This is a genomic window from Sphingobium vermicomposti (assembly GCF_011762025.1).
Lineage (GTDB): Bacteria > Pseudomonadota > Alphaproteobacteria > Sphingomonadales > Sphingomonadaceae > Sphingobium > Sphingobium vermicomposti.
In genome coordinates this window covers 33,469-58,330 of sequence record NZ_JAASQR010000004.1, presented here as the reverse complement: position 1 = coordinate 58,330, position 24,862 = coordinate 33,469, and the positions used below count along the sequence as shown (strand labels likewise).

Below are 24,862 nucleotides of genomic sequence, written 5' to 3'. Positions count from 1 at the left end.
GCCACTGGGCGCCTTTATGCCTCGCGGATGTGGGCGCCCGGAATGGTCCTCTCATAACAGCCATAGCCCTTGACCGATCCGTTGAGCAGCAGGCTGACGGATTGTTCGTCCACCACCCGCGTCGGTCCCGGATCGGTGGGATAGACCCCGGCATAAGTGTCGTTGGGCGACGCGAGCGACAGGTAGGAACTGCCGTGAAACGCCACCGTGTCGATCACCAGCGACCCGTTGGCATAGCTCAGCACCGTCTGGATCAGCTTTTCGTCGTCATCCACATGCCCGCATCGCTCGATCTGCTCGATCTTCGCTTCAAAGCCCCTGTCGCCTTCATAGACAATCGCCTCTGAAAACACGACCTGCTCGCCGGGACTGGTCTGCGCATCGAACAGCAGGAACGCGATTCCGTTGTCGAAATAGCCCTGGAACCACTGGTGACTGTGCAGATTGCGGTTATCCCGCCCACCCAGGCTGTGATCGCGGTTAGCCATCGCGTTGAAGGCAAAGTCCTCGCCGCCAATGCGAAACGATCCGGTGAGCAGGCCGGGCTGTTCGATATGGCCGGCGGGCAGGAAATCCTGAAGCGCGCCCACCTTGTGCAGGTCCCATATGTCCGCCGTCGATGTGAAGGTCAGGTCGAATGACATGGGCGTGCGCCGCCCATCCCCCACCAGCCCGTTCAGCATCTGCCCGGCCGGAACACGCATCACCCCGCCCTTGAAGCGGTAGGTCAGCTTGCGCCCCGGCTCGACGATGCGCACCGCCAGATGAGGCCCGCCCGGCCCATCCGCCGCAGCGAAAGCGTCGCCTATCGCGCGATGAGCGATCACCGTTCCATCCGGCAGTCGGATGATGACCAGTTCCCGGAACTGGGTCAGGTCGTGGTGCCAGCGGCCAATATGGAACCAGATGCCGACGCCCGATTGCGGATCGAACCCGGCAAGACAGAAATTCTCGCTCCAATTCTCGACGTCGGGAAAGTCACCTTCCCACGGCGTTTCCTTGACGGGGATCTGCATCATCTTCTCCAAATCGTGGGAACGCGGCCCGCGTGCTAGCGGGCGGAGGGGAAAGCTGGCGCGCGCTTTTCCAGAAAAGCCGTCACCCCCTCCTCAAAATCATTGTCGCCAACGCAGGCAACGATACCATCTGTCTCGGCATCCAATATCTGCGCCAGGCTGCGCCCTGCTGCGCCGTTGACCAGCCTCTTGGCGGTAACGATCGCCCGCTGCGGAGCCTGCGCCAGCCGCCGGGCCGCCTTCATCGCCTGCTCTTCCAGCACGTCGGCTTCGACAACCCGATGCAATATGCCCAACCTGTGCGCCTCGGCAGCATCGACCTTCGCCGCCGTCATCAGCAGCATGCGCGCCATCCGCACGCCCACGACCTGCGGCAGCACAGCGGTCACGCCGCCATCGGGGCTCAGCCCGACACGCTGATGCGCGAATACGAAGGCGGCGCTGTCATCGCCAATCGCATAGTCGGCGACCAGCGGATACAACAACCCCGCCCCCGCCGCCGCCCCGCGCACCGACGCGACGATGGGCCGGTCGAACGCGACGATCGCCTCTACCAATTCCCGCGCCAGCGGCAAGCGGTGAGCAAAATCCGCCTGCCGCGTCGCCACATCCTGCTTGATCGAGTCGGCAAAGCTCGCGACGTCGCCGCCAGCGGAAAACACCTTCCCCTCGCCCCGCACCAGGATGCAGCGCACTGCCGGGTCCGCCTGCGCCGCCTGAAAAAGCGCGGTCAGCTGCGGCACCGTCGTCTTGGGAATGGCGTTGCCATATTGCGGCCGGTTGAACGACAGGCGCAGCACCCCATCGCTCAATTCGACCAGATAGCTTTCGTCCGGCGCGGACTGAAGCATCCGGGCGGCCCCCTCCATCGCGATCAAGCCAGCGCCTTGCGAACGGCGGCCTCAATCGTGTCGGCGCTCGGCGCAAACGCCTGCTCCAGCGGCTTGGAAAATGGCACGGCGCAATAGGCCGCGCCCACCCGCTGGACCGGACCCTTCAATTCGCCCCACAGCTCTTCGGTAATGACCGACGCGATCTCAGCGCCAATGCCGAACTGTTTCACCGCCTCATGCGCGACGACCGCACGACCAGTCTTGCGCACCGACGCGATCACGGCCTGGCGGTCCCATGGCGATATGGTGCGCAGATCGACCACCTCCACGGAAACGCCCTCGGCGGCCAACTTGTCCGCCACGGCGAGGCTTAGCGTCACCATCAGCGAATGGCCTATGATCGTCACGTCGCTGCCTTCGCGAGCGACCCGCGCTTTGCCGATAGGAATAGCCTGCTTGGTCACCGGCGCAGGCGTCCAATAGCTCGGCATATTTTCGATGAACAGCACGGGGTCGGGATCATCGATTGCCGCGCGCATCAGGCCATAGGCATCGTCGGGCGTGGACGGAGCGACTACCTTTATGCCCGCCATATGCGCGAACCACGCCTCCAGATAATCGCTATGCTGCCCGCCGGTGGAAAAGCCAGATCCGGTCATAGTGCGAATGACCATCGGCACGCCGGTCTGCCCGCCGGACATGAAGCGCAGCTTGGCCGCATGGTTGAAAATCATGTCCATCGGCACCGCGATGAAGTTCATCAGCATGATCTCGGCCACCGGCTTGTAACCGCCGACGGCAGCGCCAATCGCCGCGCCAATGATCGCCTGTTCGGAAATGGGCGTGGATTTGACCCGGTCCACGCCGAAACGGGTGGACAGGCCCTTGGTCACGCCCATGACGCCGCCATCCTGTGCATCGGCCACGTCCTCACCCAGGACCAGCACCTTGGGGTCAGCATCCATGGCGTCGTGAAGCGCCAGGTTGATGGCGTCCACCATCGTCATCTTCTTGGGTTCAACGCCTTGCGATGCGGCAGAGGCCTGCGCGTCGGATGCAGTGATTGTGTCGGTCATTGCCATTTCCTCAAGCGATTTCTTCAGCGAACACGTCACGCTTCAGCTCGGCGACGTCGGGGAAGTCCGCGGCCATGGCGGCCTCGATTGCTGCAACGATCCGGCTGTCCACCTCCTTCTCGATGGCGACCAGATCGGCTTCCGTAGCGATCCCTTCGGACAGCAGCCGGGCGCGCAGGATCGGCATCGGGTCCTTCGTCTGCGCCTCGGCATAGATGGACTTGTCCATATAATGCCCGGCCTCACCGAAAATATGGCCGTTGAAACGGAAGGTCATCGCCTCGATCAGCGTCGGCCCCTCGCCCGCCCGCGCGCGCTCGATTGCCACCTTGGCCGCGCCATACATCTCGTCGGGGTCATTGCCGTCCACGGTCACGCCGGGCATGCCATAGGCTGCCGCCCGGTCCGAAATACGGTCGATGGCGCGCGAATATTCGGGCGCGGTATGTTCGGCATAATGGTTGTTCTGGCACAGGAATATAACGGGCAGCTTCCATACCGCCGCCATGTTCATCGATTCATGGAAAGCGCCGATATTGGTCGCGCCATCGCCGAAATTGGCCACCGAAACACGATTGCGACCGTCCAGCTTCGCCGCCCAGCCAAGTCCCGTGGCAATCGGCATGGACGATCCGACGATGCCGGTCGTGACCATCATGCCCTTTTCCGGGCAGGTCAGATGCATCGGTCCGCCCTTGCCCTTGCAGGTGCCCGTCACCTTGCCCGCCAGTTCCGCCCACATTTCGTCCAGGGGAAACCCCTTCGCCAGCATGTCGTGAATGCCGCGATAGATGGTGCAGATATAATCGTCGTCATCCAGGCTGACGGATATCGCCGACGGAATGATTTCCTGCCCGCGCGGGCTATAATAGGGCATCACCAGCTTGCCGGCCATCATCTGCTTGATGACATGCTCGTCATTCTGCTTGATCAGGGTCGCCTTGCGATAGATTTCCAGCAGCGTCGCCGCGTCTGGTTTGGGCCAATTGGACATGTCATCCACTCCAGCTGAGTTCTTAATAGGACTTCGGTAGGTCGAGCACTTTTTCGGCGATGAAGCTCAGGATCAGCTGCTCGGTAATCGGCGCAATCCGCATCAGGATCGACTCGCGGAACAATCTTTCCACCTGATATTCGGTCGAATAACCCATGCCGCCATGCGTCATGACGGCGCGGGTGCACGCCTCGAATGCGGCTCGTCCCCCTAAGAACTTGCCCGCATTCGCCTCCGCGCCGCAGGGCTTGCCCGTATCGTATAGATGCGCCGCGCGCATGATCATCCAATAGGCGGATTCCAGATAGGTCCAGTTTTCCGCCAGCGGGTGCTGGATGCCCTGGTTCTGACCGATATAGCGACCGAAAACCTTCCGCTCGGACGCATATTTCGCCGCGCGCGCCAATGCGCCCCGGCCCAGCCCGACCGCCTCGATACCCACCAGAATGCGTTCGGGGTTCAGGCTGTGCAGTATATAGTGGAAACCCTTGCCTTCCTCGCCGATCCGGTCGTCGTCCGGCACGAAATAATCGTCGATGAAGGTCGCGTTGGAATCCACCGCGTTGCGGCCCATCTTGGGAATACGGCGGACTTCGACCTGACTCTTGTCAAGGTCGGTGTAGAACAGCGTCATGCCGTCGGTCGGCTTCTTGCACTGCTCCTTGGGCGTCGTGCGCGTCAGCAGCAATATCTTGTTCGCCACCTGGCCCGAAGATGTCCAGATCTTGCGCCCGGTGACGCGGTATCCCCCCGGCACCTTCGTTGCAAAGGTCTTGATGCTGGTCGTGTCCAGTCCGGCGTCTGGCTCGGTCACGCCGAAACAGGCGCGATCGGTGCCTGCGATCAGCGGCTTGAGCATCCGCTCCTTCTGCTCGACCGTACCATGCACGACCACGGCATGAGGGCCAAAGATGTTGAGGTGGATGGTGCTGGCCGCCGAATAGCCGCCTGCGCTCGCCGACACCTCATGCATCATGATGGCCGCTTCGGTAACGCCCAGGTTCGCGCCGCCAAACTCCTCTGGCATGGTGATGCCCAACCATCCGGCATCGGCCATCGCCTTGTGGAACTCGAATGGAAACTTCTTCTCATCCTCGCAGACCGACCAATATTCGTCGCCGAAACGGTCGCAGACCTTCCGCACGCTGTCGCGGATGGCTTCCTGATCGTCCGATAAGCTTATGTCCACTGCATCACTCTCTTCGCGTTGGGTCTGCTGCTTCCAAGCGCAGTCATATTTGGTACGCGACATTACTATATACCAACTGCCTTATGTCAAGAGCGTCCACCAAAGGCCAGGCAAAACCAGCAATATTTTTGACATCTGTCGTATAGCGCCAAGGGCTATAGCCCTGCCATATCGCGTATCACGACCGCGACAGCCGCCTTCATTGCATAATATGCTACATTACGATACGCATGTTGTCGAAGGAGAGAATATCATGACAAACGCGCGTCATCTCTGGGCCGTAGCCCGCGCCTTGCGGCGCGACGTGCGCCCTTGCGTTGACGATGGTGATGCGCGCGCGACTCTGGACAACAGTATCCGGGTTCTCACCGCTACCGCCAACGGGCTGGAACCGGGGCCATCCACTTTTCTGGACCCAGCCGTCGCCCTCCCATTGGCCGCCGACACTGATCGGCTGGGTGGCCCGGCGGAAAACGCCGCCGCCTATCGTTCGACCGGCGCAATCATCGCACAAACGGCTGATCGACTGGACAAGGGCGAAGGCCTGGCCGCGTTTCGCGACGCCATCGCCTGCGAACACGCCCTGCTGCAATCGGCTATCGATCGCATGGATGAAGTTGAGCACGCGCCGCCGCGCCTGACGGGCGGTGGCACGGATTCGATCGATCCCGAACGGCTCGCGGCCTATCTGCGCCAGCGCACCGGCTGCGACTCGCTGCGCATCGACTCGTTCAAACTGGTTGTCGGCGGTCGGTCCCGCCAGACAGCGCTTCTAGGGCTGTCCGGCATGGGCGACCTGCCCGCCCGGCTCGTCATCCAGCGCGGCATCCCCAATCTGGCGGCGGGTGATGCGTTCCTGGATGAAGTGACGCAATTCAACCTGCTCGATCGTCTCCATCGCGCAGGGATGCGCGTGCCGCGCCCGGTGCTGGTCGAAACCGATCCTGCGTGGCTGGACGCCCCCTTCATGCTGGTGGAACTGGCCCCCGGCGCGACCGCCCAGCCCGAATATTGGCTGCCCGTCGATGACAGGAACGTCGCTCTGGACCTCGCCCGGCAAATGGCGATCCTGCATATGCAGCCGGTGGGGGAAGCGGGCCGTGGCCTGCGCCCCTCACGCAGCAGCTTCGATATCGAAAGCTGGAAGGCTGAACTGGACGACATGGCGCGCGAATGGAACGCCCTCGCCCGCTGGCCTTCCATCACCATGTCGGCGGTCATTTCATGGCTGCGCGCCAATGTCGATTGCCTGGATGATCGTCAGGCTATCGTTCATAATGACATGATCTTTCACAACATTCTGGCACAGGACGGCCATATTGCCGCCGTCCTTGACTGGGAACAGGCGGCCATTGGCCATCCGGGCGAAGATTTGGGCTATTGCTATCCCGTGGTCATGGCCGTGACCGATTGGGCCAGCTTCATGGACGCCTATCGCGCGGCGGGCGGCACCGACATTCCGCAGCGGCAGATCGATTATTTCGCCCTGCGCGGCGGCCTTCGGCTCATGAATCTGGTGCTAAAGGGCGGTCGCGACACCTTTGAAAAGGGCCTCAGCGACGATGTGCTGGTCGCGAGCGCGGGTGCCTATTTCACCCAGCGCCTGATGCACCGCATCGCGACCGTCCTGCAATCCATTCTGGAACGTCCATGACCCCGCCGCCTGTCGAACCCTTCACCATCCATGTCGCGCAGCAGCAGCTTGACGACCTGCGCGACCGGCTGGATCGGACCCGCTGGCCCAATGATCAGCCGGTGTCCGGCTGGGAACAGGGCGTGCCCGCCGGGCGACTGCGGGCGCTGGTCGATCATTGGCGCACAGCCTATGACTGGCGGAAGTGTGAGGCCCTGCTGAACGGGCTTGGCCAATATCGCACACGGATCGACGGGCTGGACATCCACTTCCTGCACATCCGTTCGGCGCAGCCGGACGCGATGCCGTTGCTGCTGACCCATGGCTGGCCCGGTTCGATACTGGAATTCCGCAACGTCATCGGCCCGCTGACCGATCCGCAGGCCCATGGCGGGCAACCATCCGACGCCTTCCACCTCATCATCCCCTCCCTCCCCGGCTACGGCTTTTCGGGCAAGCCGACCGAAACGGGTTGGGGCGTGGAACGGATCGCGAAGGCCTGGGCCGAACTGATGCGGCGGCTGGGCTATGACCGCTATGTCGCGCAGGGCGGTGATTGGGGATCTTCCGTGACGATGTGCCTGGCCGTCGATGAACCGGCGGAACTGGCGGGCGTCCATTTCAACATGCTGTCGATCATCCCGCCCGACCTTGCAGACAATCTCACCCCGGACGAGCAGACCGCGCTGGAATCCATGCGCCAGTTCAATGACGTCGAATCCGCTTATGCCCGGCTTCAGGCGACCAAGCCGCAGACCATCGGATATGCGCTCGCCGACTCCCCCGTCGGTCAAGCAGCGTGGATCTATGAAAAGCTGCAGCGCTGGTCCGACTGCGACGGCGCGCCGGAAAACATCTTCTCGCTGGACGATATGCTGGACACCATCACCCTCTACTGGCTGACCAACAGCGGCGCGTCGTCCGCCCGGCTCTATTGGGAAAGCATGCACAGCTTCCGGCCTCGGAACGTGCGCATACCGCTGGGCTACAGCCATTTCCCGCGCGAAATCATCTGGCCCGCGCGCCAGTGGGCGGATCGCTATTTCGACCAGATCATCCACTGGAACAGCGTGGACAAGGGCGGCCACTTCGCCGCCTGGGAGCAACCCGGCATCTTCATACGCGAAGTGCGCGACTGCTTCCGCGCGCTCCGCACCTGAATCATCATCATGGGGACCACCAATGGCAGCTGACAATATCCTCCGCCTGACGGGCATCAGGGGCATCATCGCGCAAAAAATGAGCGAGAGCCTGCAAAAGACCGCGCAGCTCAGCTTCTTCTGCGACATCGACGCCTCCGCTCTGGTAGCCGCGCGCAACGCCTGGAAAGCGGCAGGCACGAAGCTGGGCTATGAAGATCTGATCATCGCCGCCCTGATATCGGTCCTGCGCGAATTCCCCCTCTTCAACGCCGTGGAAACCACGCAAGGCGTCGAGCCGCAGGAGCAAATCCACGTCGGTTGCGCCATCGCGCTGCCCGGCGCCCTGGTCGCCCCCGCCATTTTCGACGCGGGCAGCCTTCCCCTGCCGGACATCGCGCAAAGGCGCACCGACCTGGTCGAAAGGGCCAGGGCGAACAAGCTCAGCATCGCCGAACTGACCGGCGCGACCGTGACCGTCACCAATCTGGGCCTGACGCGCGTCGAACATTTCACGCCGATCCTCAGCTACCCGCAACAGGCCATCATCGGCCTGGGCCGCATGACGCCCAAGCCATGGGTCGCGCAGGACGGCGAAACCATCGTGGTGCGGCCCGTCATGGGCCTGTCGCTGACCGTCGATCACCGCATCATCGACGGCGCGCCCGCCGGGGACTTCCTCACCCGGCTCGCTCAACAGCTTGAGGGCGGAACCGGCCTGTCTCCCGCCGAAAATTGATCCGCCCTCAATGGGAAGGGGCCGCACATCACCCGATGCGCGGCCCCTTCCCTCACTCCAATCGAAGAAGCCGCCTCAGCCCCCCTTCTTCCCCTCCAGATAGAGGTCGAGTTCGGCGTAGAAATGCTGGATGCGCCGTTCCTGTTCGGAAAAGACGACCGTCCCATTCAGCCCTTTTGACCGCATGCCCCGCTGCATCGTCACCATGTTGGCGATGTCCTGCTCGACCACTTCACCGGCCTGCGGATTGTCGTGGGTGGACCGGCGGATCGGCGGACGCACCTTGCCCGAAACATCGACATCATCCTCCACCCCCATATAGGCGGGCGGACGCCGCCCCTCGGCCAGCTTGGCGGACAGCACGAAAACGTCCTGATAACCGCGTTCCGGGTCCGTGGGATGAGGCCGGAACCGCTGGAGCAATATGCCCTCCGGGTGCATGTTCATCGTCACGTTCGGGAACAGCGACGGGTTCCAGTCATCCGTCAGCTGATTGTCCGTATAGCCGGAATAATCCACGCCATAGGGATTGCCCTCGCTACGCTTCGCCTGCTGCAACGCCCGGCGAACATGCCGTGCGTCCCCTTTCAGCGCGGACATTTTCACCCCCGCTTCCTGCAGGAAATAGGCAAGCCCCACATTGACGAAGCGATTGTCCGGCCAGCGCGGGCTAACCGATCCTACCGAAAACAGGTTTCGATTATGGCCGTTGCGATAGAAATCATATTGAACATAATGGTCGTCGACATAAGGCTTGATCTGTGGATGCGTGGCATGCGCATGATAAGTCTCGTTAAACGCCGAATACATCGTCTTCCAATTGGCCGGAATATCAATCGTCAGATGTTTGACGACGAACATGTCCTCAATCTTGTAAGACGCCATCATCGGCAGCAGGTCGGCATAATATTCTTCGAACGGCATGGGATCGGGGTTCATGCTGACGAACACCATGCCGCCCCATTCCCGCACATGCACCGGCGTCAGGTCCAGATTCCGGCATAGCGCTTCCTCACGGAAGGTATCCCGGTCGGTAACGCGCACATTCTTGCCGTTCAGGTTGAACCGCCAACTGTGCACGATACAGGTAAAGGACGTCGCGCCATGGCCGAAATCGTCCTGCACCAACTCGTTTCCGCGATGCTTGCACACATTGTAGAATGCAGCGACGCCTTCCTTGTTGCGCACGATGATCATGGACTGTCTGCCCAGGTCGAACCGGAACCAGTCGCCGACATTGGGTATGTCGCTGGAAATGCCCGCCAGCAGCCACACCTTGCTCCACAACCGCTCTTCCTCGACCGCCATCACGGCGGGATCGATCGACCTGCTGGTCTTGGCGGTCCGATAGTCGGCAATGTTGGGATGCAGCTCCTCCAGCCGCCACGGCGATTTTTTCTCATAATCGGCGGTGATTTCTCCCGGCTCCAGGACAAAGCTTTCCGGGTCGGACAGCTGTTCCTTGATCGGACGGTCGTTGAACCGGATCTCCGCATAGCGTGCATTTGCCGCCATTTACCTTACTCCTGCGTACCCCGGTTCAGAACTGGACGCGCTTCGTGAAGCCCCCGTCGATGACCAGATTGGCCCCCGTCACATAACCGGCCGCCGGGCTTGCCAGGAATGCGATCGACTTGGCGACCTCCTCCGGCGAACCCAACCGTCCCATCGGAATCTGGGCGACGATGCCGTTGTAAAGGTCGGGCATCAACGCCTTGGCGCCTTCCCAATTGCCGCCCGGATAGCTGATCGGGCCGGGGGTCACCATGTTGACGCGCACGCCCTTGGGTGCCCAAACCTGCGACAGCTGCTTACCGTAAGTAATCAGCGCCGCCTTGATGGCGTTGAACGCCTGGGGCATCAGGAACGTCTCGATCGCGGCGGTGCTCGACATGAAGATGACGGACCCGGCACCGGACTTTTCCAGATATGGCTCCAGCGCCTCGCACGCATCGACCGCGCCCAGCATGTCGATGCGATAGCTTTCGTCCCAATCCATCGCGCCCTGCGCACCGGACGAACTGATCGAATGGATGAAGATGTCGCACCCGCCCAGCTCATCAGCCAGCCCGGTCAGCATGGATTTATAGCCTTCGCGATCCTCCAGCGTGAACTCGCGCGTGACGGCCTTGCCGCCCAGCTCGCTGTTGAATTCTTCCAACGCATCGCCATTGCGTGAAAACAGGCCCAGCTGCGCGCCTTCCGCCGCGAACAGATTGGCCGCCGCGCGGCTGATCCCACGCGTCGCGCCGCCCATGATGACCTTCAATCCTGACAAGCCCAGATCCATGAACCCTCTCCCATTTTCTGATTACATCCGGCGGTGGTGGCCAAATGGGCCGCCGCGCCGATCATTCTTCATTACTATGCTAGCATACTATTATCAATAGCCGACATTAGTCGTTTTTCCAATACAGCTGATCCATGCTTTCGCCGGCATCGAAACGCGCCTGAATCGCCTTCATGCTGACCAGACTGTCGGGATGCGCGAACAGGCCCTGGCTGATCAGCTGGTCATTCTCGATACCCTGGCTCTGGTTCAGGTCTTCCGCCTCGCCCAGCATCTTCTTCATGCCCGCGACCGACTGCGGCGGCAGAGACGCAATGTGCCGGGAGAGCGTCAGCGCTTCCTCGACCGCCTTGCCCTTGGGCACCAGACGGTTAAGGCCGCCCAATTCATACAGCCGCCGCGCCGTCAGCGGCTGGGCCGTCAGCACAACTTCGGCGGTCACAGTCCGACCGATCAGGCGCATCAGGCGTGATGTGCCGCCGATGCCCGTGCCCGCGCCAATGGCGACTTCGGGCTGGCTGAACCGCGCCTGCTCTTCCGCGACCCGCAGGTCACAACCCCAGCCCAGCTCGCATCCGCCGCCCGACGTATCGCCATTTATGGCGGCAATCGTCACTGCGGGTCCGCGATTGAGCAATTGAAGCGAACGGAACCATCCCGCCGGGTCGCCACTCGCCGGCTTCCCTTCGACCAGGTTCACGATATCGCTCAGATAGGCATGTTCCAGCCAATGGCCCTCGACGGACGACGCCAGTACGATCACCCGCGCCTTCTGCTCGATCACAACTTCCAATGCGTCCGCCAATGCGGTCACGGTCGCGCAGGTGACCAGGTGCCCGGCCACGCCGCCGTCCCCCACCGTGATAAGTGCGACGCCGTCACAGGGCCATTGCGTGTCGATATTTCCAGTCACCTGATTCTCTCCCGATATTGATGGGTCAGCGTGATGGCTGCCTCCATTCCCTGACATTCGTCACTACAGTATGGAGGCACATCATACAAATGTCATTTATTGATACGGCCACATACATGATGCAAGGTCGCGATCGACAGGACATTGCCGACGCCGGGCATGATTCGTCGGCAACAGTCCGCGCATGGCATAAAGGGAATTGAGAATGGCGATCGCGAACGCAAAGTTGAAGAAAAAACAGGAATCGGATCTCCCGTCGTCGCAATGCTCATTCCCGATGTTCAAGATGACATTGGCCTATCAGGCGCAATTGCTCGCCCGGATAACGCAGGCCGACTATCTTGACCGAATCAGAAGCACGGGAATTGCGCCAGCACAGGCCTATGTATTGGGGGAATTGTGGCTGGAAGAACCCCTGTCGCAGGTAGAACTGGCCCGACGACTGGAAATCGGCAAGGCAACGATCGGCCAGACCTTACAACGTCTCGAAAAAGCGGGAATCATAGAACGTCGTCGCGTCGCGGCCGACCGGCGCCTCGCCATGGTCCACCTGACCGCAAAGGGCCAGACCCTGCGCGACCCGCTGAGAATCGGGGCATTGGAGCAGGACGAACTGCTGTTGCGTCAACTGGGTCCCGAACGGATCGCCATGTTGACCGACCTTCTCGAACAATCGAACCGGCTCTTGTCCAGCAGCCTGTCCGAAGAGACGGATGCCGCCGACCTGCCTGAATAGCCATTGATCGACCCAACCATATCCGTGGCCTCAAGGATATGGTATGCTAGCGACCTAGCTTCTGTTATGTGGGGTCATGCAGGGTCAAAAAAAACCCAGCGACCGACGGGAGAGTGCATGAAGTTCGAACATTATGAAGCGCTGGCCTTCGAGCGTGATGGACGCGTACTGACCATCAGGATGAACCGCCCGGACGACCTGAACGCCATCAGCCCCGCCCTGCATGAGGAAATGGCGCGCGTCTTCTTCGATGCCGCAGATGATCCCGACAGCGACGTCATCATCCTCACCGGGTCACGCGGTGCATTCTGCGCGGGCGGGGATTTCGACTGGCTGGAAGATCAGGCCGCCGGGCGACGCGAACCCTTTGTCAACGAAGCGAAAAGCATGCGGCGGATCGTCATGGGGTTGCTCGACTGTGCCAAGCCGGTGATCGCAAAGGTCAATGGCGACGCCATCGGCTTTGGCGCGTCCATCGCGCTGCTGTGCGACATCGTCATTGCCGCCGACCATGTCCGTTTCGCGGACCCTCACGTCAAGCTGGGGCTGGTGGCGGGTGATGGCGGCGCGCTGATCTGGCCGCAGTTGATAGGCTTTGGCAAAGCGAAACATTATCTGCTGACGGGCGACGCGATTGGCGCGGTCGAAGCAGAGCGGTGCAACCTGATCAGCTTCGTCGTTCCCGCCGCCGAACTGGACGATTATGTCGCCAAATATGCGGGGCGTCTGGCGCGTGGCGCTCAATCGGCGATCCGCTACACCAAATCGGTGACCAACATCGCGCTGCGCCAGTTGTTCAGCTCGGTTTTCGAAGCCGGGGTCGCCTATGAAGGGCTGGCGACCTACACCGCCGATTTCGGCGAAGCCGTGAGCGCCATCCGCGAAAAACGACATCCGTCCTTTAAGGGGCGCTGATCGACCGGTCTGGCATCGGACTCCTTTCCGCCTTGCGTTTCCGCGCAGATGATGTTTAAGGATATCGTATGCGGACGCACTATAATGGAAATGGGTGAGGCTGATGGATCCTGCCTACAGCAAAGAGGATGATGCGTTCCGGGCAGAGGTTCGGGCTTTCGTCGAAGCGAACCTTCCGCCCGACCTCGCGCAGCGCGGGCGCTACGACTTTCACCCCCATCGTGATGATCAGGCAGCCTGGACCCGCATCCTCGCGGACAAGGGCTGGTCCGTGCCGCACTGGCCCGCGGCCTATGGGGGGCCGGGCTGGAACGGCGTGCAACGGTTCATCTTCGAAGATGAAATGCGCCGCGCCTACGCCCCGACGGCGGATCGCATCGGGTCCGAACTGGTCGCGCCGGTCGTCTACACCTTCGGCTCTGAAGAACAACGGCAGGCCTATCTTCCCGGCATTCGGCTGGGCCAGACATTCTGGGCGCAGGGCTTTTCGGAACCGGGTGCAGGCTCCGACCTGTCATCCCTTCGCACCCGTGCCGTGCGGGACGGCGACCATTTTGTCGTCAACGGGCAAAAGACTTGGACGACCGAAGGGCATCATGCCGACATGATCTTCCTGCTCGTGCGTACCGATCCCAACGTCAAGCCGCAGGCGGGCATATCCTCGCTGGTCGTGGATCTGAAGACCCCCGGCATCACGCGCCGCCCCATCTGGACGCTGGACGAAGGGCTGACCGTCAACGAATTTTTCTTCGACGATGTACGCGTTCCGGTGGAAAATCTGATCGGACAGGCGGGGCAAGGCTGGACCCACGCCAAATTCCTGCTCGGCAATGAACGGACCAACAGCGCCGAAGTACCGCACACCCGCCGCGACATCGCCCAATTGCGCGAAATTGCGCGGATCGAACGGAAAAACGGCCGACCCCTGATCGAAGACCCCATCTTCCGCGCGAAGCTCGCCCGCATCGAAATTGACACGAAATCGCTCGAAATCGCGGTGCTGCGCGCCCTGACATCCGAAGGTCATGGCAGCGCGTCGGTCGCCTCGCTGGTCAAGGTCCGGGGTTCCGAACTACGCCAACGCGTCGCCGATCTGGCAGTCGACGCGCTGGGCGACAGGGGCATCGCCGTCAATGTCGATCCGCACGCCGAATACAGCATGGTCGGTCAGGCAGATGGCGCTGGTCCGACCCCCGGCCACGGCATCGGCATCGCAGCCAAGGCGATGTTCCGCCGCGCCACCACCATCTATGGCGGCGCGAACGAAATTCAGCGCACCCTCATCGCCAAGACCGTTCTGGAGCTGTGACATCATGGACTTCAACTACACAGCCGAACAGGACGCCCTGCGCGACAGCGTGAAACGCTTTGTCGAACGCGAATATGACTGGGAAAAACGCTTCGCCATCATTCGGTCGGCCCAGGGGGTTGCGCCGGATCATTGGTCGGCCTTCGCCGAACTAGGCTGGCTGGGCGCGGGCCTTGCCGAAGACGCGGGCGGTTTTGGCGGCAGCGCGGTGGAAAATGCGCTGATCGCCGAAGAACTGGGCCGTGGCCTGGTGACCGAGCCTTTTGCAGCTCATGTTCTTGCGACGCAATTGCTGTCCGCCATCGGAACCGACGAAGCCCTGGCCCTGCTGACAGAACTGGTCATGGCTGAAAAACGCATCGCCCCCGCCTTGCAGGAACCGAATGGCAGAGGCGACTGGCGGATCGTCGAAACCCACGCAAATCCGCCAGAATCGCCCCCCCGCCTCACCGGAACCAAGTCGCTGGTCGACTGCGCAATATACGCTGATTCCTTCATGGTTTCAGCCCGCAATGGCAAAGACACCAACCTCTATCTGGTCAACGCAAACGAAACCGGCGTCAACCTCCACCCCTATCGCACCCTCGACAATCGGCACGTCTGCGACATTCATCTAAACAACGCCCCCGCCCAACTTCTGGCCACAGGAAAACATGCCGACCAAGCCATCGCGCTGGCGGTCGACCACGCCATCGTCACGCTTTGTGGCGAAGCCTTGGGCATCATGGACACAGCGCTCTGGACAACGCGCGATTACCTCAAGGTCCGCAAACAGTTCGGCACCGCCATCGGCAATTTCCAAATACTCCAACATCGCATGGCCGACATGATGATAGAGGTGGAAATGACCCGCTCCGCCTTGTTCCATGCGCTAGGTGCTATGGATGGGAACGATGCAGCCAGGGCCGCCGCCGTGTCAGCGGCGAAAGTGCAGGCATCGACCGGTGGCCTGTTCGTCGGCCAGCAAGCTATCCAACTTCATGGCGGCATAGGCGTGACGGAAGAACTGAACATCAGCCATCATTATCGCCGCCTGTTCGTAATCGCGCGACAGCTTGGTGACGCCGATCTGCATCTGGCGCGCTTCGCGCAAGCGACGGATCGGGTGAAAAAGGCCGACGCCGATTAGGAACCGTCCAGCCTAGCCGTTGGCGCGCAGCAGGGCGACCTCCTGATTGCCCGCCTCACGCAGGGTAACAAGTCCCATGTCGTCAATCAGCCATTCGCGCGCCAGCCAGCAGGCGGCGGCGCACCATGTCAAAATCATGATAAGCACCGCCGATTACGAGCATCGCCCGCACGATTTCGGCGGACCGTTCTTCATTCATCGCGCCGCTCCCTTGCATCACCGCCAATTTGCCTGCCCACCATCCACCGGGATCATCGCCCCGGTAATGTAGGCGGCATCTTCGCTCGTCAGGAACAGGACGACGACGCCCGCGTCATCGCGCCGATCACCTGTTTAGCGGAATAGGCTGCGGTCCTGCTGGTGTCCCAGTTGATGGCGGTCGATGAAACAAGGTTGATGATCGCTCCGCCACCGCGCTGCTTCATATGCGGGTACACCGCCTGCTGCCATGATTTCAGCGCGCACCCCGTCCAGCTTGGCTTTTGTGCGGCCTGCCAGCATTGCCCGTGCTCCGCCCGACGCCAGGGCCAGCGCTATTCCGCGACCGACACCTTGTCCCGCGCCGGTAACGATGGCGACCTTGCCTGTGATTTTCGTCATCATTTTTCTTCCTGAAACCATGAATGAAACAGAGGATTGAATTGAGTGCGTCGGTGATGGAAGTCGCCACATTGGTATGGTTGCGTACTATATTTTCTTTCCGGCTAACCACTTCAATATTGCGCCGACTGGCCGCCATCGATCGGGATAACCGCGCCGTTTACAAAGGCCGCATCGGCGGACAGGAGGAAGGCGACGACGGATGCGACTTCGTCCGGCGTTCCCAGGCGGCGCATGGGGTTATGCGCGACGAAGGTGCTGGCGGCAGCCTGCCAGTCATGCGGGTCGACCTGTCGCAGCGAGGATTCGACGAGGGGCGTCAATATGGCACCTGGAGCGATTGCGTTGATGCCGATGCCCAGAGCGCCATATTCCAGCGCCGCGTTGCGGGTCAGGCCCACAATCGCATGCTTGCTGGCGGTGTAGCCTGCCTGCCGCCCCGCACCCCGGATTCCCAGCGCCGACGCGGTGTTGACGATGCGGCCATGGCCCTGGGTCGCCATCACTTTGAGGACATGTTTCATGCCGAACAGGACGCCCCTGGCATTGACCGCCATGATGCGGTCGAAAAAAGCGCCGTCCACATCCTGCGTCGTCGCCTGCCGATCTTCGATCCCGGCGTTATTGAAGAATCCGTCCACCCCGCCGAAACGCGCCACAGTCTGTTCGACATAGGCGCGAACCTGATCTTCGGACGAAACGTCGGCCTCCACGGTCAGGACATCCGCCTTTGCACATGAAGCGATCACTTCGGCCTTCACATCGTCCAGCCCCGCGCGGTTGACATCCACCAAAGACAGCCGCGCTCCATCCGTCGCGCACCGGATCGCCGCAGCGCGACCGAGGCCCGATGCAGCACCGGTGACAATGATGATCTGTTGTTCCAGCATAGGCATGCTTCTGCCCTCTCCTTTGACGGATCTTACGCGACAGATGTTGCATATCCGATCTAAAGCATATAGTACGCATACGGATTAGATCCGTAAAGAGGTCAGGTTGGATGAGGAACGACGCAGCAGCAGCCGCGCCGGTGACCGAAAATCCTTCCCGACTGAAACGGCCGACCCGGTCGGCCAGATGAATATTCCTGTGAAGGTGAGGAAGAGGGCATGAGTTTTCTGGAAGGCAGAGTGGCCATTGTAACCGGCGGGGGCCGTGGCGTGGGCCGCACCTATGCGCTGAAACTCGCCGAACATGGCGCGAAGGTGGTGGTCAACGACCTGGGCGGCGATGCGGCGGGCGGCGGTAGCGACGACCTGACCCCTGCGCAGGAGGTGGTGAACGAGATCAAGGCGATGGGGGGCGAGGCCGTCGTCAATGGCGGCGACGTGTCCAGTTGGGACAATGCGCGCGAGATGGTCGCCCAGGCGGTCGAAACCTTTGGCCGACTGGACATCCTGATCAACAATGCGGGCATCCTGCGCGACCGCATGCTGGTCAACATGACCGAAGAGGAATGGGACATCGTCGTCAAAGTGCACCTGAAGGGCACATTTGCGCCGACCCATCATGCCGCCAACTATTGGCGTACGGAAAGCAAGGCCGGGCGTCAGCCCGATGCCCGCGTCATCAACACCACGTCGCATTCCGCCCTGTTCGCCAATATCGGCCAGGCCAATTACGCCGCAGCCAAGGGCGGGATCGCCAGCTTTAGCCAGGTGGCCGCGCGCGAATTGCAGCGCATCGGCGTCACCGTGAACGCCATCGCCCCGCGCGCCGAAACGCGCATGACGGCGGGACTGCGCGAATGGACGCCCGAACAGCTGGAGCGCCGTGACCCGGAATGGATCGCGGGCTTCGTCGCCTGGCTTGCCAGCGCGGAAGCCAGCCATGTCAGCGGCCGTGTGTTCGAAGTCTGGGGCTATGGCATCACCGTCGCCGAAAGCTGGCAACATGGCCCCAGCTGCGAAGCGTCGAAGGACCCGTCCGTGCTGGGCGAACGCGTGAGCAAGATATTGAAGTTCGCGCGCGGCAATGCCGGGATCAACCCCGGCGAATGGCTGGACCCCTGATCGGCTGGCACTGACATAGATGGGCGGCGGACTGGCGAAAGTCCGCCGCCCCCTTTCACCAAATGGCAAATCTCCTGGAATGCGGCATGTCTCTTGAAGCTCTGTTTCAACCCCTGACAATCGGATCGCTGGAGATCCCCAACCGCGTGGTCATGGCCCCGCTCACCCGCGCCCGCGCCGACGACCGGCATGTGCCGACGCCGCTGCAGGGCGAATATTATGCCCAGCGCGCGGACGCGGGCCTGATCATTTCCGAAGCGACCGCCGTCGATCCGCTGGGCATGGGCTGGTATCGGGCACCGGGCATCTGGTCGGATGAGATGACCACCGCATGGAAGGGCATCACGAACCGGGTCCATGAAGCGGGCGGGCGGATATATTGCCAGCTGTGGCACATGGGCCGACTGGTCCTGCCCGACTATATTGGCGGGCAACAGCCGATTGGACCATCGCCCATAGCAGGCGAAGGCGAAACCATGGCCCCCCCGCCAGAGGATTATACGGGCGGCTTCCTGCCGATGAAGCCCTATGTCGTCCCGCGCGAAATGGTCCAGGCGGATATCGACCAGTTGGTCGCCGCCTATGGCCGTGGCGCGAGCAACGCGCAGGCCGCAGGATTTGACGGCGTCGAAATCCACGGCGCGAACGGCTACATCATCGACCAGTTCCTGCAATCAAAGACCAACCGGCGGCAGGACGGCTATGGCGGCAGCATCGACAATCGTGTGCGGTTGCTGCGCGAGGTGATCGAAGCCGTCATCGCCAAGGTCGATCCCGGCAGGGTTGGCCTGCGGGTCAGCCCGACCAGCGAGCGCAAGGGCATGGGCGATGCTGATCCCGGCGCGCTCACCGAAGCCATTGGGCGGATCGCGCAACAATATGGCCTGGCCTATATCCACCTGATCGAACCCATCGCATCGGGCTTCATGGAAAAGCCCGTCTATCCCGTGATGGATCGGCTGCGTGCCGTATTTTCGGGCACGATCATTCAAAATGGCAGCTTTGACGGTCCTGCGGCGGGCGATGCCATCTCCCAGCGCAAGGCCGACGCCATTTCCTTTGGCCGCCCCTATATCGCCAACCCGGACCTGGTCGCGCGGATAAGGCACGGGCTTCCGCTGGCCGATGCGAATTTCGATTATGCCTATATCGGGGAGGAGAAGGGGTACACCGACTATCCCACCGTCGCGCCCGCCACTTGAGCTGGGGAACGACCGCCCCTGCGAAAGGAAGTGGACAGTTTTAGTTCGCTAGCATATCTTATCGGAAATCGTCAGCGTCACGATCGCGCCGCGAAAGGAGAAATATTCATGTCGACCGAAATTCTGCTGCCCAAGCTCGGCTTTTCGATGAACGAAGGGGTTCTGTCCGAATGGCTGGTGGCCGATGGCGGCCCGGTCACAGAGGGCGAACCGCTGTTCGCGCTGGAAAGCGACAAGTCCACCCAGGAAGTCGAAGCGCCTGCGTCCGGCACGCTCAAAATCCTGAAACAGATCGGCGAAACCTATCCGGTCGGCACGATTTTGGGTGAAATCCTGTAATCATCCTTCGCAAGAACAACCATAGTTTGGAGAGGCGGCGTACAGCCGATAGCCTATGAAACGCACCGACAAGGTCATCATCACTTGCGCTGTCACAGGATCGATCCACACGCCCAGCATGACGCCCCATCTGCCCATCACCGCCGACCAGATCGCGGCGGAGGCAATCGCGGCGGTCGAGGCCGGAGCGGCGATGGTGCACCTGCACGCCCGCAACCCTGAAACCGGACAACCGTCGCAAGACCCGGAGCTGTTCCGCCAGTTCCTGCCCCGGATCAAACAGTCCACCGACGCCATCGTCAACATCACCACCGGCGGCGGGCTGGGCATGAGCCTGGCCGACCGGCTGGCCCCCGCCAGGATGTTCAGGCCCGAAGTCTGTTCGATGAACATGGGTTCGGTGAATTTCAACATTTCCGGGGCGGGCGACAAGATTTCCGATTGGCAGTTCGATTGGGAAAAGCCCTATCTGGAAATGACGAAGGACTTCATCCTGTCGAACACTTTTGCCCAGATCGAACAGGCGATGACGCAATTGTCGGACCAGGGCACCCGGTTCGAATTTGAATGCTATGACGTCGCTCACCTCTACAATCTGGCGCATTTTGTCGATCGCAAGATGGTCGAGCCGCCCTTCTTCATCCAGGGCGTGTTCGGCATATTGGGCGGCATCGGGCCTGATCCTGAAAATGTGATGCATATGAAGTCGACCGCCGATCGTCTGTTTGGCGAAGACTTCATCTTTTCCGCGCTGGCGGCGGGCAAGCACCAGATGCGCCTCATCACCCTGTCGGCGTTGCTGGGCGGATCGGTGCGCGTGGGGTTGGAGGACAGCCTGTATGCAGGCAAGGGCAAGCTCGCCACGTCCAACGCCGAACAGGTTGCCAAGATCCGGCGCGTGCTGGAAGAATTGAGCCTGACGGTGGCCACCCCGGACGAAGCCCGCGCGCTGATGCAGACAAAGGGTGGAGACGATGTCGCATTCTGACGATGGGGCCGACAGCGGCTCGCTGGAACAGGGCATGGCGATTGTGGAAGGTCCGCCGCTGGACGATAGCGGCCTCATCCTGCCGTCGGATTATCCCAATGTAGGGGCGGCGCGCGCGCCCGGTAAACCGGCTATCGTCTTTGGCGACCGCAGTTGGACCTATGCCGATCTGGACCGGGGCTGTAACGCAGTCGTCACCCTGCTGGCGGAACATGGCGTCGGGCGCGGCGGTCGCCTGGCCTATCTGGGCAAGAATAACGATCTTTTCTTCCTGATATTGATCGGCGCCATTCGCGCCGGAGCGGTTCTGGTCCCGATCAACTGGCGCAACACCGCGCCGGAAACGGCCTATGTGCTGGAAGACAGCGCCGTGACCCTGATCGTTGCGGATCGCGAATTTCTTCCTTTGATCAAGGATGCCGATCAGCGCGGCCTGCCCCTGTTGGTCGTGGATGATGACGGCCCGCAGGGGCTGCGTAGCCGGATCGCGGCGGCGCAGCCAGCGCCGCGCGCTCCGCTGGACCCGCGCGCGCCATGCCTGCAACTCTATACCAGCGGCACGACCGGGCGACCCAAGGGCGTCGTCACGTCGCAATATGCATTCGGCATCCACCGCCATGTCGAAAATATGTCAGGCTATTTCGCCGACTGGGGGGATGATGAAATCCTGCTCTCTCCCCTGCCCACCTTTCATATCGGGGGCATGTCATGGGTTTGCACCGCACTGGTGCGCGGGGCGACCGTGCATGTGATCGCGGACACTGCGCCCGCCACCATATTGGACGCCTGTCTGACCTTCGGCGTCACCCGCACCTTCATCGTGCCGACGCTGGTGCGCGGGTTGATCGCAGAGATGGACGCGCGCGCCGTCCGGGTGCCGACATTGCGCGGAATTCATTATGGCGCGGCGTCGATGGACCCGGCCCTGCTGGAGCGATCCGTCGCCCGCATCGGCTGTCGTTTCCTGCAATATTATGGGATGACGGAAATTACCGGCACCATGTCCATCCTGGGGCCGGACGAGCATGACATTAGTCGCGTTCATCTGCTCCGGTCGGTCGGCCATCCGCTGCCGGGGTTCAGCGTCGCCATTCGGGATGCGCAAGGGCGGCTTTTGCCCGTGGGGCAGCCCGGCGAAATCTGGGTCAAGGCGCCCAGCGTGATGATCGAATATTGGAACAATCCGAAGGCGACGTCCGAAGCGCTGATCGATGGCTGGTATCGGTCTGGCGACGGCGGGCGGCTGGACGAGGACGGCTACCTGTTCCTGACCGACCGGATCAAGGATATGATCGTGTCGGGCGGGGAAAATGTCTATCCCGCTGAGGTCGAGGCGGTTCTGCGCGATCATCCGGCGGTGATGGACTGCGCGGTGTTCGGCCTGCCTCATGCCAAATGGGGCGAAGGGGTGACCGCTGCGCTGGAATTGCGGCCGGGGCATGAGGTTGATCTGCAAGACATCATCGCTTTTGCGCGCCTGTCTCTGGCCGCGTACAAGATCCCGCGCCGGATCGAGGTCGGCATCACGCTTCCCCGCACTGCATCGGGCAAGGTGCAGCGGGCGCTGGTGCGCAAGCATTTCATGGATAAGGAATAGGGCGCGCACGGCGCCCCTCCCCCCCTGCTAGTTTACGCTGACCTGCGCCGAGCAGCGGTCGAGCACCACCACATCCCGTTCGGCGGCCACGGCGCGGAAACGGAGCGCGCCGCCGCCCTGCTCATAAAATTCGAAGCGGATCGTTTCGCCCGGCATGACCGGCTTGCTGAAGCGGACGAACATGCTTTTGAAGCGTGCCACGTCATTGTCGCAATAATGGGCCAGCACCGCGCGGTTCGCCAGCCCCTTGGTGCACAGGCCGTGCAGGATCGGCCTGTCGAAACCGGCCTTGCGCGCGATCGCAGGTTCGGCGTGGAGCGGATTCCAGTCGCCGCTCAACCGGTAAATCAGGGCCTGTCCCGGACGCGTCGTAATTTCTACCACGGCATCGGCTTTTCCCTCCGGCACCGGCTCTGCGGCTGGGATGGGATCGCCAAAGCCGCCTTCCCCGCCATTGCCGCGCATGAACAGCGTCGATCGCACGGTGGCCAGATGATCCCCCGTCGCGGTGTCGTATAAAGCCTTTTCCTGGTGGAGCAGCGCGCCGCGCCCCTCGCCCTTGTCCTCCACGCCTGCGACCCGATATTCGCCCCGGATCGTGCCGGTCGGCGGCATCGGCTTGTGCATGGTCAGGTGCTGCTCTGCGTGCAATATCTTGACCCAGTCGATGCCGAATTCAGGCCGCTGCGCCCAGAAACCGGGGTGGCACAGGATGTTCGCGAAGCAAGGCAGGCAGCGCAGTTCCTTTTCATAGACGAAGGGCAACTCCGCTTCATCGAGCGGGTCGAGGCCATAGCCCAGCCCCAGCGCGTGGAGGATCGTGTCACGCTTGTCATAGGATTGGACGATCGGTTCAATCGTCAGGTTCCTGATCTTGTCAATATCCAACTGTCATCCCTCCGCTAGCTTTCCGTCATCCATCCGCAAGGGGCGACGGGTGATATATGGTGCGTCATAGTACCATACGCATTAGTGCTGGTTTGGCAACCTCCTGCGTTGACCCTGTCCATTTAGATTGCTAGCGTACCACATGCGTAAATGTGAGTAGGACCCAGGCATGCAGGGATTTATCCCGCCCTTCAAGACGGACCCCATCAACCGGCAGGTCATCCTTTCCCGCCGCCCCATGGGCAGCCCCGTTGCCGCCGATTTCGCCCGCAGGGACGCACAAGTCCCGTCACCCGGTGAGGGCATGTTCCTGGTCCGCAACCTTTATCTCGCCGCCGATCCGGTGCAGCGGGGCTGGGCCGCCAACCCTGCGTTGACGCCGCTGGGGGAGCCGATGCGCGCGCTTTCGGTGGGGGTGGTGCTGGACAGCCGCGACAGCGGCATCAGGCCGGGCGACATCGTCTACGGCTTCCTGGGATGGCAGGATTATAAGGTCGCGACCCGCGCTGACCTGCTGTCGCATATCGAAAAGCCGCTTGCCCCGCTTTCGGCCTATGCCGGAGTGCTTGGCATGCCCGGCGTCACGGCGTGGCTGGCCCTGGGTGACATCGCCCCGCCCTATGATGGCGCAGGCATGCTGGTTTCGACGGCGGCGGGGACGGTGGGCAGCGTCGTGGGCCAGATCGCCCATCGCGCCGGGGCATATGTGGTCGGCCTTACCGGGAATGACGACAAGGTGAAGCTGTGCCTGGCCGATTATGGCTATGACGCGGCCTATAATTACAAGTCGGTTGATCTGGCTTCGGTGCTTGCAGAAGCGCGACCGGAGGGGTTCGACATCTATTTCGACAATACCGGCGGGCCGATATTGGACACGGCCATACGCGCCATGGCCCGGCACGGCAGGATCGTCCATTGCGGGACGGCAGCGACGCCCAGTTGGAGTCCGCCACCCACGGGCCTGCGCAACGAACGCGAGATATTGATGCGCGCGCTGACCTGCGGCGGCTTCGTCATCTTCGACCATGTCGCCCGGTTCCCCGAAGCCATAGAGCGGCTGACCGACATGGTCCTGGCGGGAGAATTGAAGTTCCACGATCATGTGGAAGCGGGCATCGACCGGATCAGCGGATCGTTGGAGGCGCTGTTCGCGGACAGCAACGCACCCAAGACGCTGGTATATATTGGCGAGGACTGACGGCTTCTCCGGCCAGCACTAGAATGAGGGTTGAATCGAAATCACTTTCCTTCGTTCGCCCTGAGCCTGTCGGAAAGCTCTACTTCTTCAGGCACCACGCGTCAGAAGAAAAAGGCTTCGACAAGCT

Annotated in this window: 25 protein-coding genes; 13 read left to right on the top strand and 12 right to left on the bottom strand. The window is 61.8% G+C overall.

Annotation, left to right across the window (positions count from 1 at the left end):
* Nucleotides 1–14 precede the first annotated feature (14 nt).
* From FHS54_RS13750 to FHS54_RS13730, 5 genes are all read right to left on the bottom strand, one after another.
* A complete protein-coding gene (locus tag FHS54_RS13750; protein WP_167304601.1) occupies nt 15–1,019 on the bottom strand; it encodes a hypothetical protein in 1,005 nt (334 codons plus the stop codon).
* A 32-nt stretch (nt 1,020–1,051) separates the two neighbouring features.
* Nucleotides 1,052–1,885: an enoyl-CoA hydratase/isomerase family protein gene (locus tag FHS54_RS13745; protein WP_243855813.1), complete on the bottom strand. Its 834-nt coding sequence runs from the start codon at nt 1,883–1,885 to the stop codon at nt 1,052–1,054.
* Nucleotides 1,886–1,890: 5 nt separating this feature from the next.
* Nucleotides 1,891–2,856, bottom strand: a complete 966-nt coding sequence (locus FHS54_RS13740) for an alpha-ketoacid dehydrogenase subunit beta (RefSeq protein ID WP_167305158.1) — start codon at nt 2,854–2,856, stop codon at nt 1,891–1,893.
* 79 nt (nt 2,857–2,935) lie between these two features.
* Nucleotides 2,936–3,919 carry a thiamine pyrophosphate-dependent dehydrogenase E1 component subunit alpha gene (locus tag FHS54_RS13735; RefSeq protein ID WP_167304599.1) on the bottom strand — a complete coding sequence of 328 codons (984 nt, stop codon included), beginning with the start codon at nt 3,917–3,919 and terminating at the stop codon, nt 2,936–2,938.
* Between the two features lie 22 nt (nt 3,920–3,941).
* Nucleotides 3,942–5,108, bottom strand: a complete 1,167-nt coding sequence (locus tag FHS54_RS13730; protein ID WP_167304597.1) for an acyl-CoA dehydrogenase family protein — start codon at nt 5,106–5,108, stop codon at nt 3,942–3,944.
* A gap of 253 nt (nt 5,109–5,361) precedes the next feature.
* Here FHS54_RS13730 and FHS54_RS13725 point away from each other — a divergent pair, with 253 nt between their 5' ends.
* Genes FHS54_RS13725 through FHS54_RS13715 form a run of 3 tightly spaced genes read left to right on the top strand, consistent with a single transcriptional unit; the run spans nt 5,362 to nt 8,619 of the window.
* The gene (locus FHS54_RS13725) at nt 5,362–6,762 is read left to right on the top strand and encodes a phosphotransferase (RefSeq protein WP_167304595.1); all 1,401 of its coding nucleotides are present in this window, start codon (nt 5,362–5,364) and stop codon (nt 6,760–6,762) included.
* A complete protein-coding gene (locus FHS54_RS13720) occupies nt 6,759–7,901 on the top strand; it encodes an epoxide hydrolase family protein (RefSeq protein ID WP_167304594.1) in 1,143 nt (380 codons plus the stop codon). Before FHS54_RS13725 ends, FHS54_RS13720 begins: the two co-directional genes overlap by 4 nt.
* A 22-nt stretch (nt 7,902–7,923) precedes the next feature.
* Complete coding sequence (locus tag FHS54_RS13715) at nt 7,924–8,619, top strand: 2-oxo acid dehydrogenase subunit E2 (RefSeq protein WP_167304592.1); 696 nt, start codon at nt 7,924–7,926, stop codon at nt 8,617–8,619.
* A gap of 75 nt (nt 8,620–8,694) precedes the next feature.
* Here FHS54_RS13715 and FHS54_RS13710 read toward each other — a convergent pair whose 3' ends face one another.
* The 3 genes from FHS54_RS13710 to FHS54_RS13700 all read right to left on the bottom strand — a co-directional run bounded on the left by FHS54_RS13710 (nt 8,695) and on the right by FHS54_RS13700 (nt 11,822).
* Nucleotides 8,695–10,134, bottom strand: a complete 1,440-nt coding sequence (locus FHS54_RS13710; protein ID WP_167304590.1) for an aromatic ring-hydroxylating oxygenase subunit alpha — start codon at nt 10,132–10,134, stop codon at nt 8,695–8,697.
* 25 nt (nt 10,135–10,159) lie between these two features.
* Nucleotides 10,160–10,909: an SDR family NAD(P)-dependent oxidoreductase gene (locus FHS54_RS13705; protein WP_167304588.1), complete on the bottom strand. Its 750-nt coding sequence runs from the start codon at nt 10,907–10,909 to the stop codon at nt 10,160–10,162.
* 106 nt (nt 10,910–11,015) lie between these two features.
* Nucleotides 11,016–11,822 carry an enoyl-CoA hydratase-related protein gene (locus tag FHS54_RS13700; protein ID WP_167304586.1) on the bottom strand — a complete coding sequence of 269 codons (807 nt, stop codon included), beginning with the start codon at nt 11,820–11,822 and terminating at the stop codon, nt 11,016–11,018.
* A gap of 205 nt (nt 11,823–12,027) precedes the next feature.
* Between FHS54_RS13700 and FHS54_RS13695 the strand changes: the two genes are divergently transcribed.
* The 4 genes from FHS54_RS13695 (at nt 12,028) to FHS54_RS13680 (ending at nt 15,911) form a co-directional block, all read left to right on the top strand.
* Nucleotides 12,028–12,558 carry a MarR family winged helix-turn-helix transcriptional regulator gene (locus tag FHS54_RS13695; protein ID WP_167304584.1) on the top strand — a complete coding sequence of 177 codons (531 nt, stop codon included), beginning with the start codon at nt 12,028–12,030 and terminating at the stop codon, nt 12,556–12,558.
* A 117-nt stretch (nt 12,559–12,675) separates the two neighbouring features.
* Nucleotides 12,676–13,473 (top strand): enoyl-CoA hydratase/isomerase family protein, encoded by a 798-nt coding sequence (locus FHS54_RS13690; RefSeq protein ID WP_167304581.1) that lies wholly within the window; start codon nt 12,676–12,678, stop codon nt 13,471–13,473.
* A 103-nt stretch (nt 13,474–13,576) separates the two neighbouring features.
* Nucleotides 13,577–14,782 carry an acyl-CoA dehydrogenase family protein gene (locus FHS54_RS13685; protein ID WP_167304579.1) on the top strand — a complete coding sequence of 402 codons (1,206 nt, stop codon included), beginning with the start codon at nt 13,577–13,579 and terminating at the stop codon, nt 14,780–14,782.
* 4 nt (nt 14,783–14,786) lie between these two features.
* On the top strand, nt 14,787–15,911 hold the full coding sequence (locus FHS54_RS13680; protein WP_167304577.1) for an acyl-CoA dehydrogenase family protein: 1,125 nt from the start codon (nt 14,787–14,789) through the stop codon (nt 15,909–15,911).
* A 12-nt stretch (nt 15,912–15,923) separates the two neighbouring features.
* Here FHS54_RS13680 and FHS54_RS16560 read toward each other — a convergent pair whose 3' ends face one another.
* The 3 genes from FHS54_RS16560 to FHS54_RS13670 all read right to left on the bottom strand — a co-directional run bounded on the left by FHS54_RS16560 (nt 15,924) and on the right by FHS54_RS13670 (nt 17,407).
* On the bottom strand, nt 15,924–16,049 hold the full coding sequence (locus tag FHS54_RS16560; RefSeq protein WP_279589141.1) for a hypothetical protein: 126 nt from the start codon (nt 16,047–16,049) through the stop codon (nt 15,924–15,926).
* 195 nt (nt 16,050–16,244) lie between these two features.
* Nucleotides 16,245–16,514, bottom strand: coding sequence for an SDR family NAD(P)-dependent oxidoreductase (locus FHS54_RS13675; protein ID WP_243855772.1), 270 nt, complete (start codon nt 16,512–16,514; stop codon nt 16,245–16,247).
* 110 nt (nt 16,515–16,624) lie between these two features.
* On the bottom strand, nt 16,625–17,407 hold the full coding sequence (locus tag FHS54_RS13670) for an SDR family oxidoreductase (RefSeq protein WP_167304576.1): 783 nt from the start codon (nt 17,405–17,407) through the stop codon (nt 16,625–16,627).
* Between the two features lie 213 nt (nt 17,408–17,620).
* Between FHS54_RS13670 and FHS54_RS13665 the strand changes: the two genes are divergently transcribed.
* The 5 genes from FHS54_RS13665 to FHS54_RS13645 all read left to right on the top strand — a co-directional run bounded on the left by FHS54_RS13665 (nt 17,621) and on the right by FHS54_RS13645 (nt 22,649).
* Nucleotides 17,621–18,523 (top strand): SDR family NAD(P)-dependent oxidoreductase, encoded by a 903-nt coding sequence (locus FHS54_RS13665; RefSeq protein ID WP_167304574.1) that lies wholly within the window; start codon nt 17,621–17,623, stop codon nt 18,521–18,523.
* Between the two features lie 86 nt (nt 18,524–18,609).
* Complete coding sequence (locus tag FHS54_RS13660) at nt 18,610–19,725, top strand: alkene reductase (RefSeq protein ID WP_167304573.1); 1,116 nt, start codon at nt 18,610–18,612, stop codon at nt 19,723–19,725.
* Between the two features lie 108 nt (nt 19,726–19,833).
* Nucleotides 19,834–20,064 (top strand): biotin/lipoyl-containing protein, encoded by a 231-nt coding sequence (locus FHS54_RS13655; protein WP_167304571.1) that lies wholly within the window; start codon nt 19,834–19,836, stop codon nt 20,062–20,064.
* Nucleotides 20,065–20,119: 55 nt separating this feature from the next.
* A complete protein-coding gene (gene kce, locus FHS54_RS13650) occupies nt 20,120–21,052 on the top strand; it encodes a 3,5-dioxohexanoate:acetyl-CoA acetone transferase (RefSeq protein WP_167304569.1) in 933 nt (310 codons plus the stop codon).
* A complete protein-coding gene (locus FHS54_RS13645; RefSeq protein ID WP_167304567.1) occupies nt 21,039–22,649 on the top strand; it encodes a class I adenylate-forming enzyme family protein in 1,611 nt (536 codons plus the stop codon). Before kce ends, FHS54_RS13645 begins: the two co-directional genes overlap by 14 nt.
* 27 nt (nt 22,650–22,676) lie before the next feature.
* Here FHS54_RS13645 and FHS54_RS13640 read toward each other — a convergent pair whose 3' ends face one another.
* Entirely contained in the window at nt 22,677–23,537 is an 861-nt protein-coding gene (locus FHS54_RS13640) for a MaoC/PaaZ C-terminal domain-containing protein (RefSeq protein WP_167304565.1), read from the bottom strand.
* Nucleotides 23,538–23,706: 169 nt separating this feature from the next.
* Here FHS54_RS13640 and FHS54_RS13635 point away from each other — a divergent pair, with 169 nt between their 5' ends.
* Entirely contained in the window at nt 23,707–24,735 is a 1,029-nt protein-coding gene (locus FHS54_RS13635) for an MDR family NADP-dependent oxidoreductase (RefSeq protein WP_167304563.1), read from the top strand.
* The last annotated feature ends 127 nt before the right edge of the window (nt 24,736–24,862 follow it).

What these genes read in the sequence shown, in the direction of transcription:
- FHS54_RS13750 (WP_167304601.1), bottom strand. Translation starts at nt 1,019, where the DNA reads ATGATGCAGATCCCCGTCAAGGAAACGCCGTGGGAAGGTGACTTTCCC.
- FHS54_RS13745 (WP_243855813.1), bottom strand. Translation starts at nt 1,885, where the DNA reads ATGGAGGGGGCCGCCCGGATGCTTCAGTCCGCGCCGGACGAAAGCTAT.
- FHS54_RS13740 (WP_167305158.1), bottom strand. Translation starts at nt 2,856, where the DNA reads ATGACGATGGTGGACGCCATCAACCTGGCGCTTCACGACGCCATGGAT.
- FHS54_RS13735 (WP_167304599.1), bottom strand. Translation starts at nt 3,919, where the DNA reads ATGTCCAATTGGCCCAAACCAGACGCGGCGACGCTGCTGGAAATCTAT.
- FHS54_RS13725 (WP_167304595.1), top strand. Translation starts at nt 5,362, where the DNA reads ATGACAAACGCGCGTCATCTCTGGGCCGTAGCCCGCGCCTTGCGGCGC.
- FHS54_RS13720 (WP_167304594.1), top strand. Translation starts at nt 6,759, where the DNA reads ATGACCCCGCCGCCTGTCGAACCCTTCACCATCCATGTCGCGCAGCAG.
- FHS54_RS13715 (WP_167304592.1), top strand. Translation starts at nt 7,924, where the DNA reads ATGGCAGCTGACAATATCCTCCGCCTGACGGGCATCAGGGGCATCATC.
- FHS54_RS13710 (WP_167304590.1), bottom strand. Translation starts at nt 10,134, where the DNA reads ATGGCGGCAAATGCACGCTATGCGGAGATCCGGTTCAACGACCGTCCG.
- FHS54_RS13705 (WP_167304588.1), bottom strand. Translation starts at nt 10,909, where the DNA reads ATGGATCTGGGCTTGTCAGGATTGAAGGTCATCATGGGCGGCGCGACG.
- FHS54_RS13695 (WP_167304584.1), top strand. Translation starts at nt 12,028, where the DNA reads ATGGCGATCGCGAACGCAAAGTTGAAGAAAAAACAGGAATCGGATCTC.
- FHS54_RS13690 (WP_167304581.1), top strand. Translation starts at nt 12,676, where the DNA reads ATGAAGTTCGAACATTATGAAGCGCTGGCCTTCGAGCGTGATGGACGC.
- FHS54_RS13685 (WP_167304579.1), top strand. Translation starts at nt 13,577, where the DNA reads ATGGATCCTGCCTACAGCAAAGAGGATGATGCGTTCCGGGCAGAGGTT.
- FHS54_RS13680 (WP_167304577.1), top strand. Translation starts at nt 14,787, where the DNA reads ATGGACTTCAACTACACAGCCGAACAGGACGCCCTGCGCGACAGCGTG.
- FHS54_RS16560 (WP_279589141.1), bottom strand. Translation starts at nt 16,049, where the DNA reads ATGATTTTGACATGGTGCGCCGCCGCCTGCTGGCTGGCGCGCGAATGG.
- FHS54_RS13675 (WP_243855772.1), bottom strand. Translation starts at nt 16,514, where the DNA reads ATGATGACGAAAATCACAGGCAAGGTCGCCATCGTTACCGGCGCGGGA.
- FHS54_RS13670 (WP_167304576.1), bottom strand. Translation starts at nt 17,407, where the DNA reads ATGCCTATGCTGGAACAACAGATCATCATTGTCACCGGTGCTGCATCG.
- FHS54_RS13665 (WP_167304574.1), top strand. Translation starts at nt 17,621, where the DNA reads ATGAGTTTTCTGGAAGGCAGAGTGGCCATTGTAACCGGCGGGGGCCGT.
- FHS54_RS13660 (WP_167304573.1), top strand. Translation starts at nt 18,610, where the DNA reads ATGTCTCTTGAAGCTCTGTTTCAACCCCTGACAATCGGATCGCTGGAG.
- FHS54_RS13655 (WP_167304571.1), top strand. Translation starts at nt 19,834, where the DNA reads ATGTCGACCGAAATTCTGCTGCCCAAGCTCGGCTTTTCGATGAACGAA.
- kce (WP_167304569.1), top strand. Translation starts at nt 20,120, where the DNA reads ATGAAACGCACCGACAAGGTCATCATCACTTGCGCTGTCACAGGATCG.
- FHS54_RS13645 (WP_167304567.1), top strand. Translation starts at nt 21,039, where the DNA reads ATGTCGCATTCTGACGATGGGGCCGACAGCGGCTCGCTGGAACAGGGC.
- FHS54_RS13635 (WP_167304563.1), top strand. Translation starts at nt 23,707, where the DNA reads ATGCAGGGATTTATCCCGCCCTTCAAGACGGACCCCATCAACCGGCAG.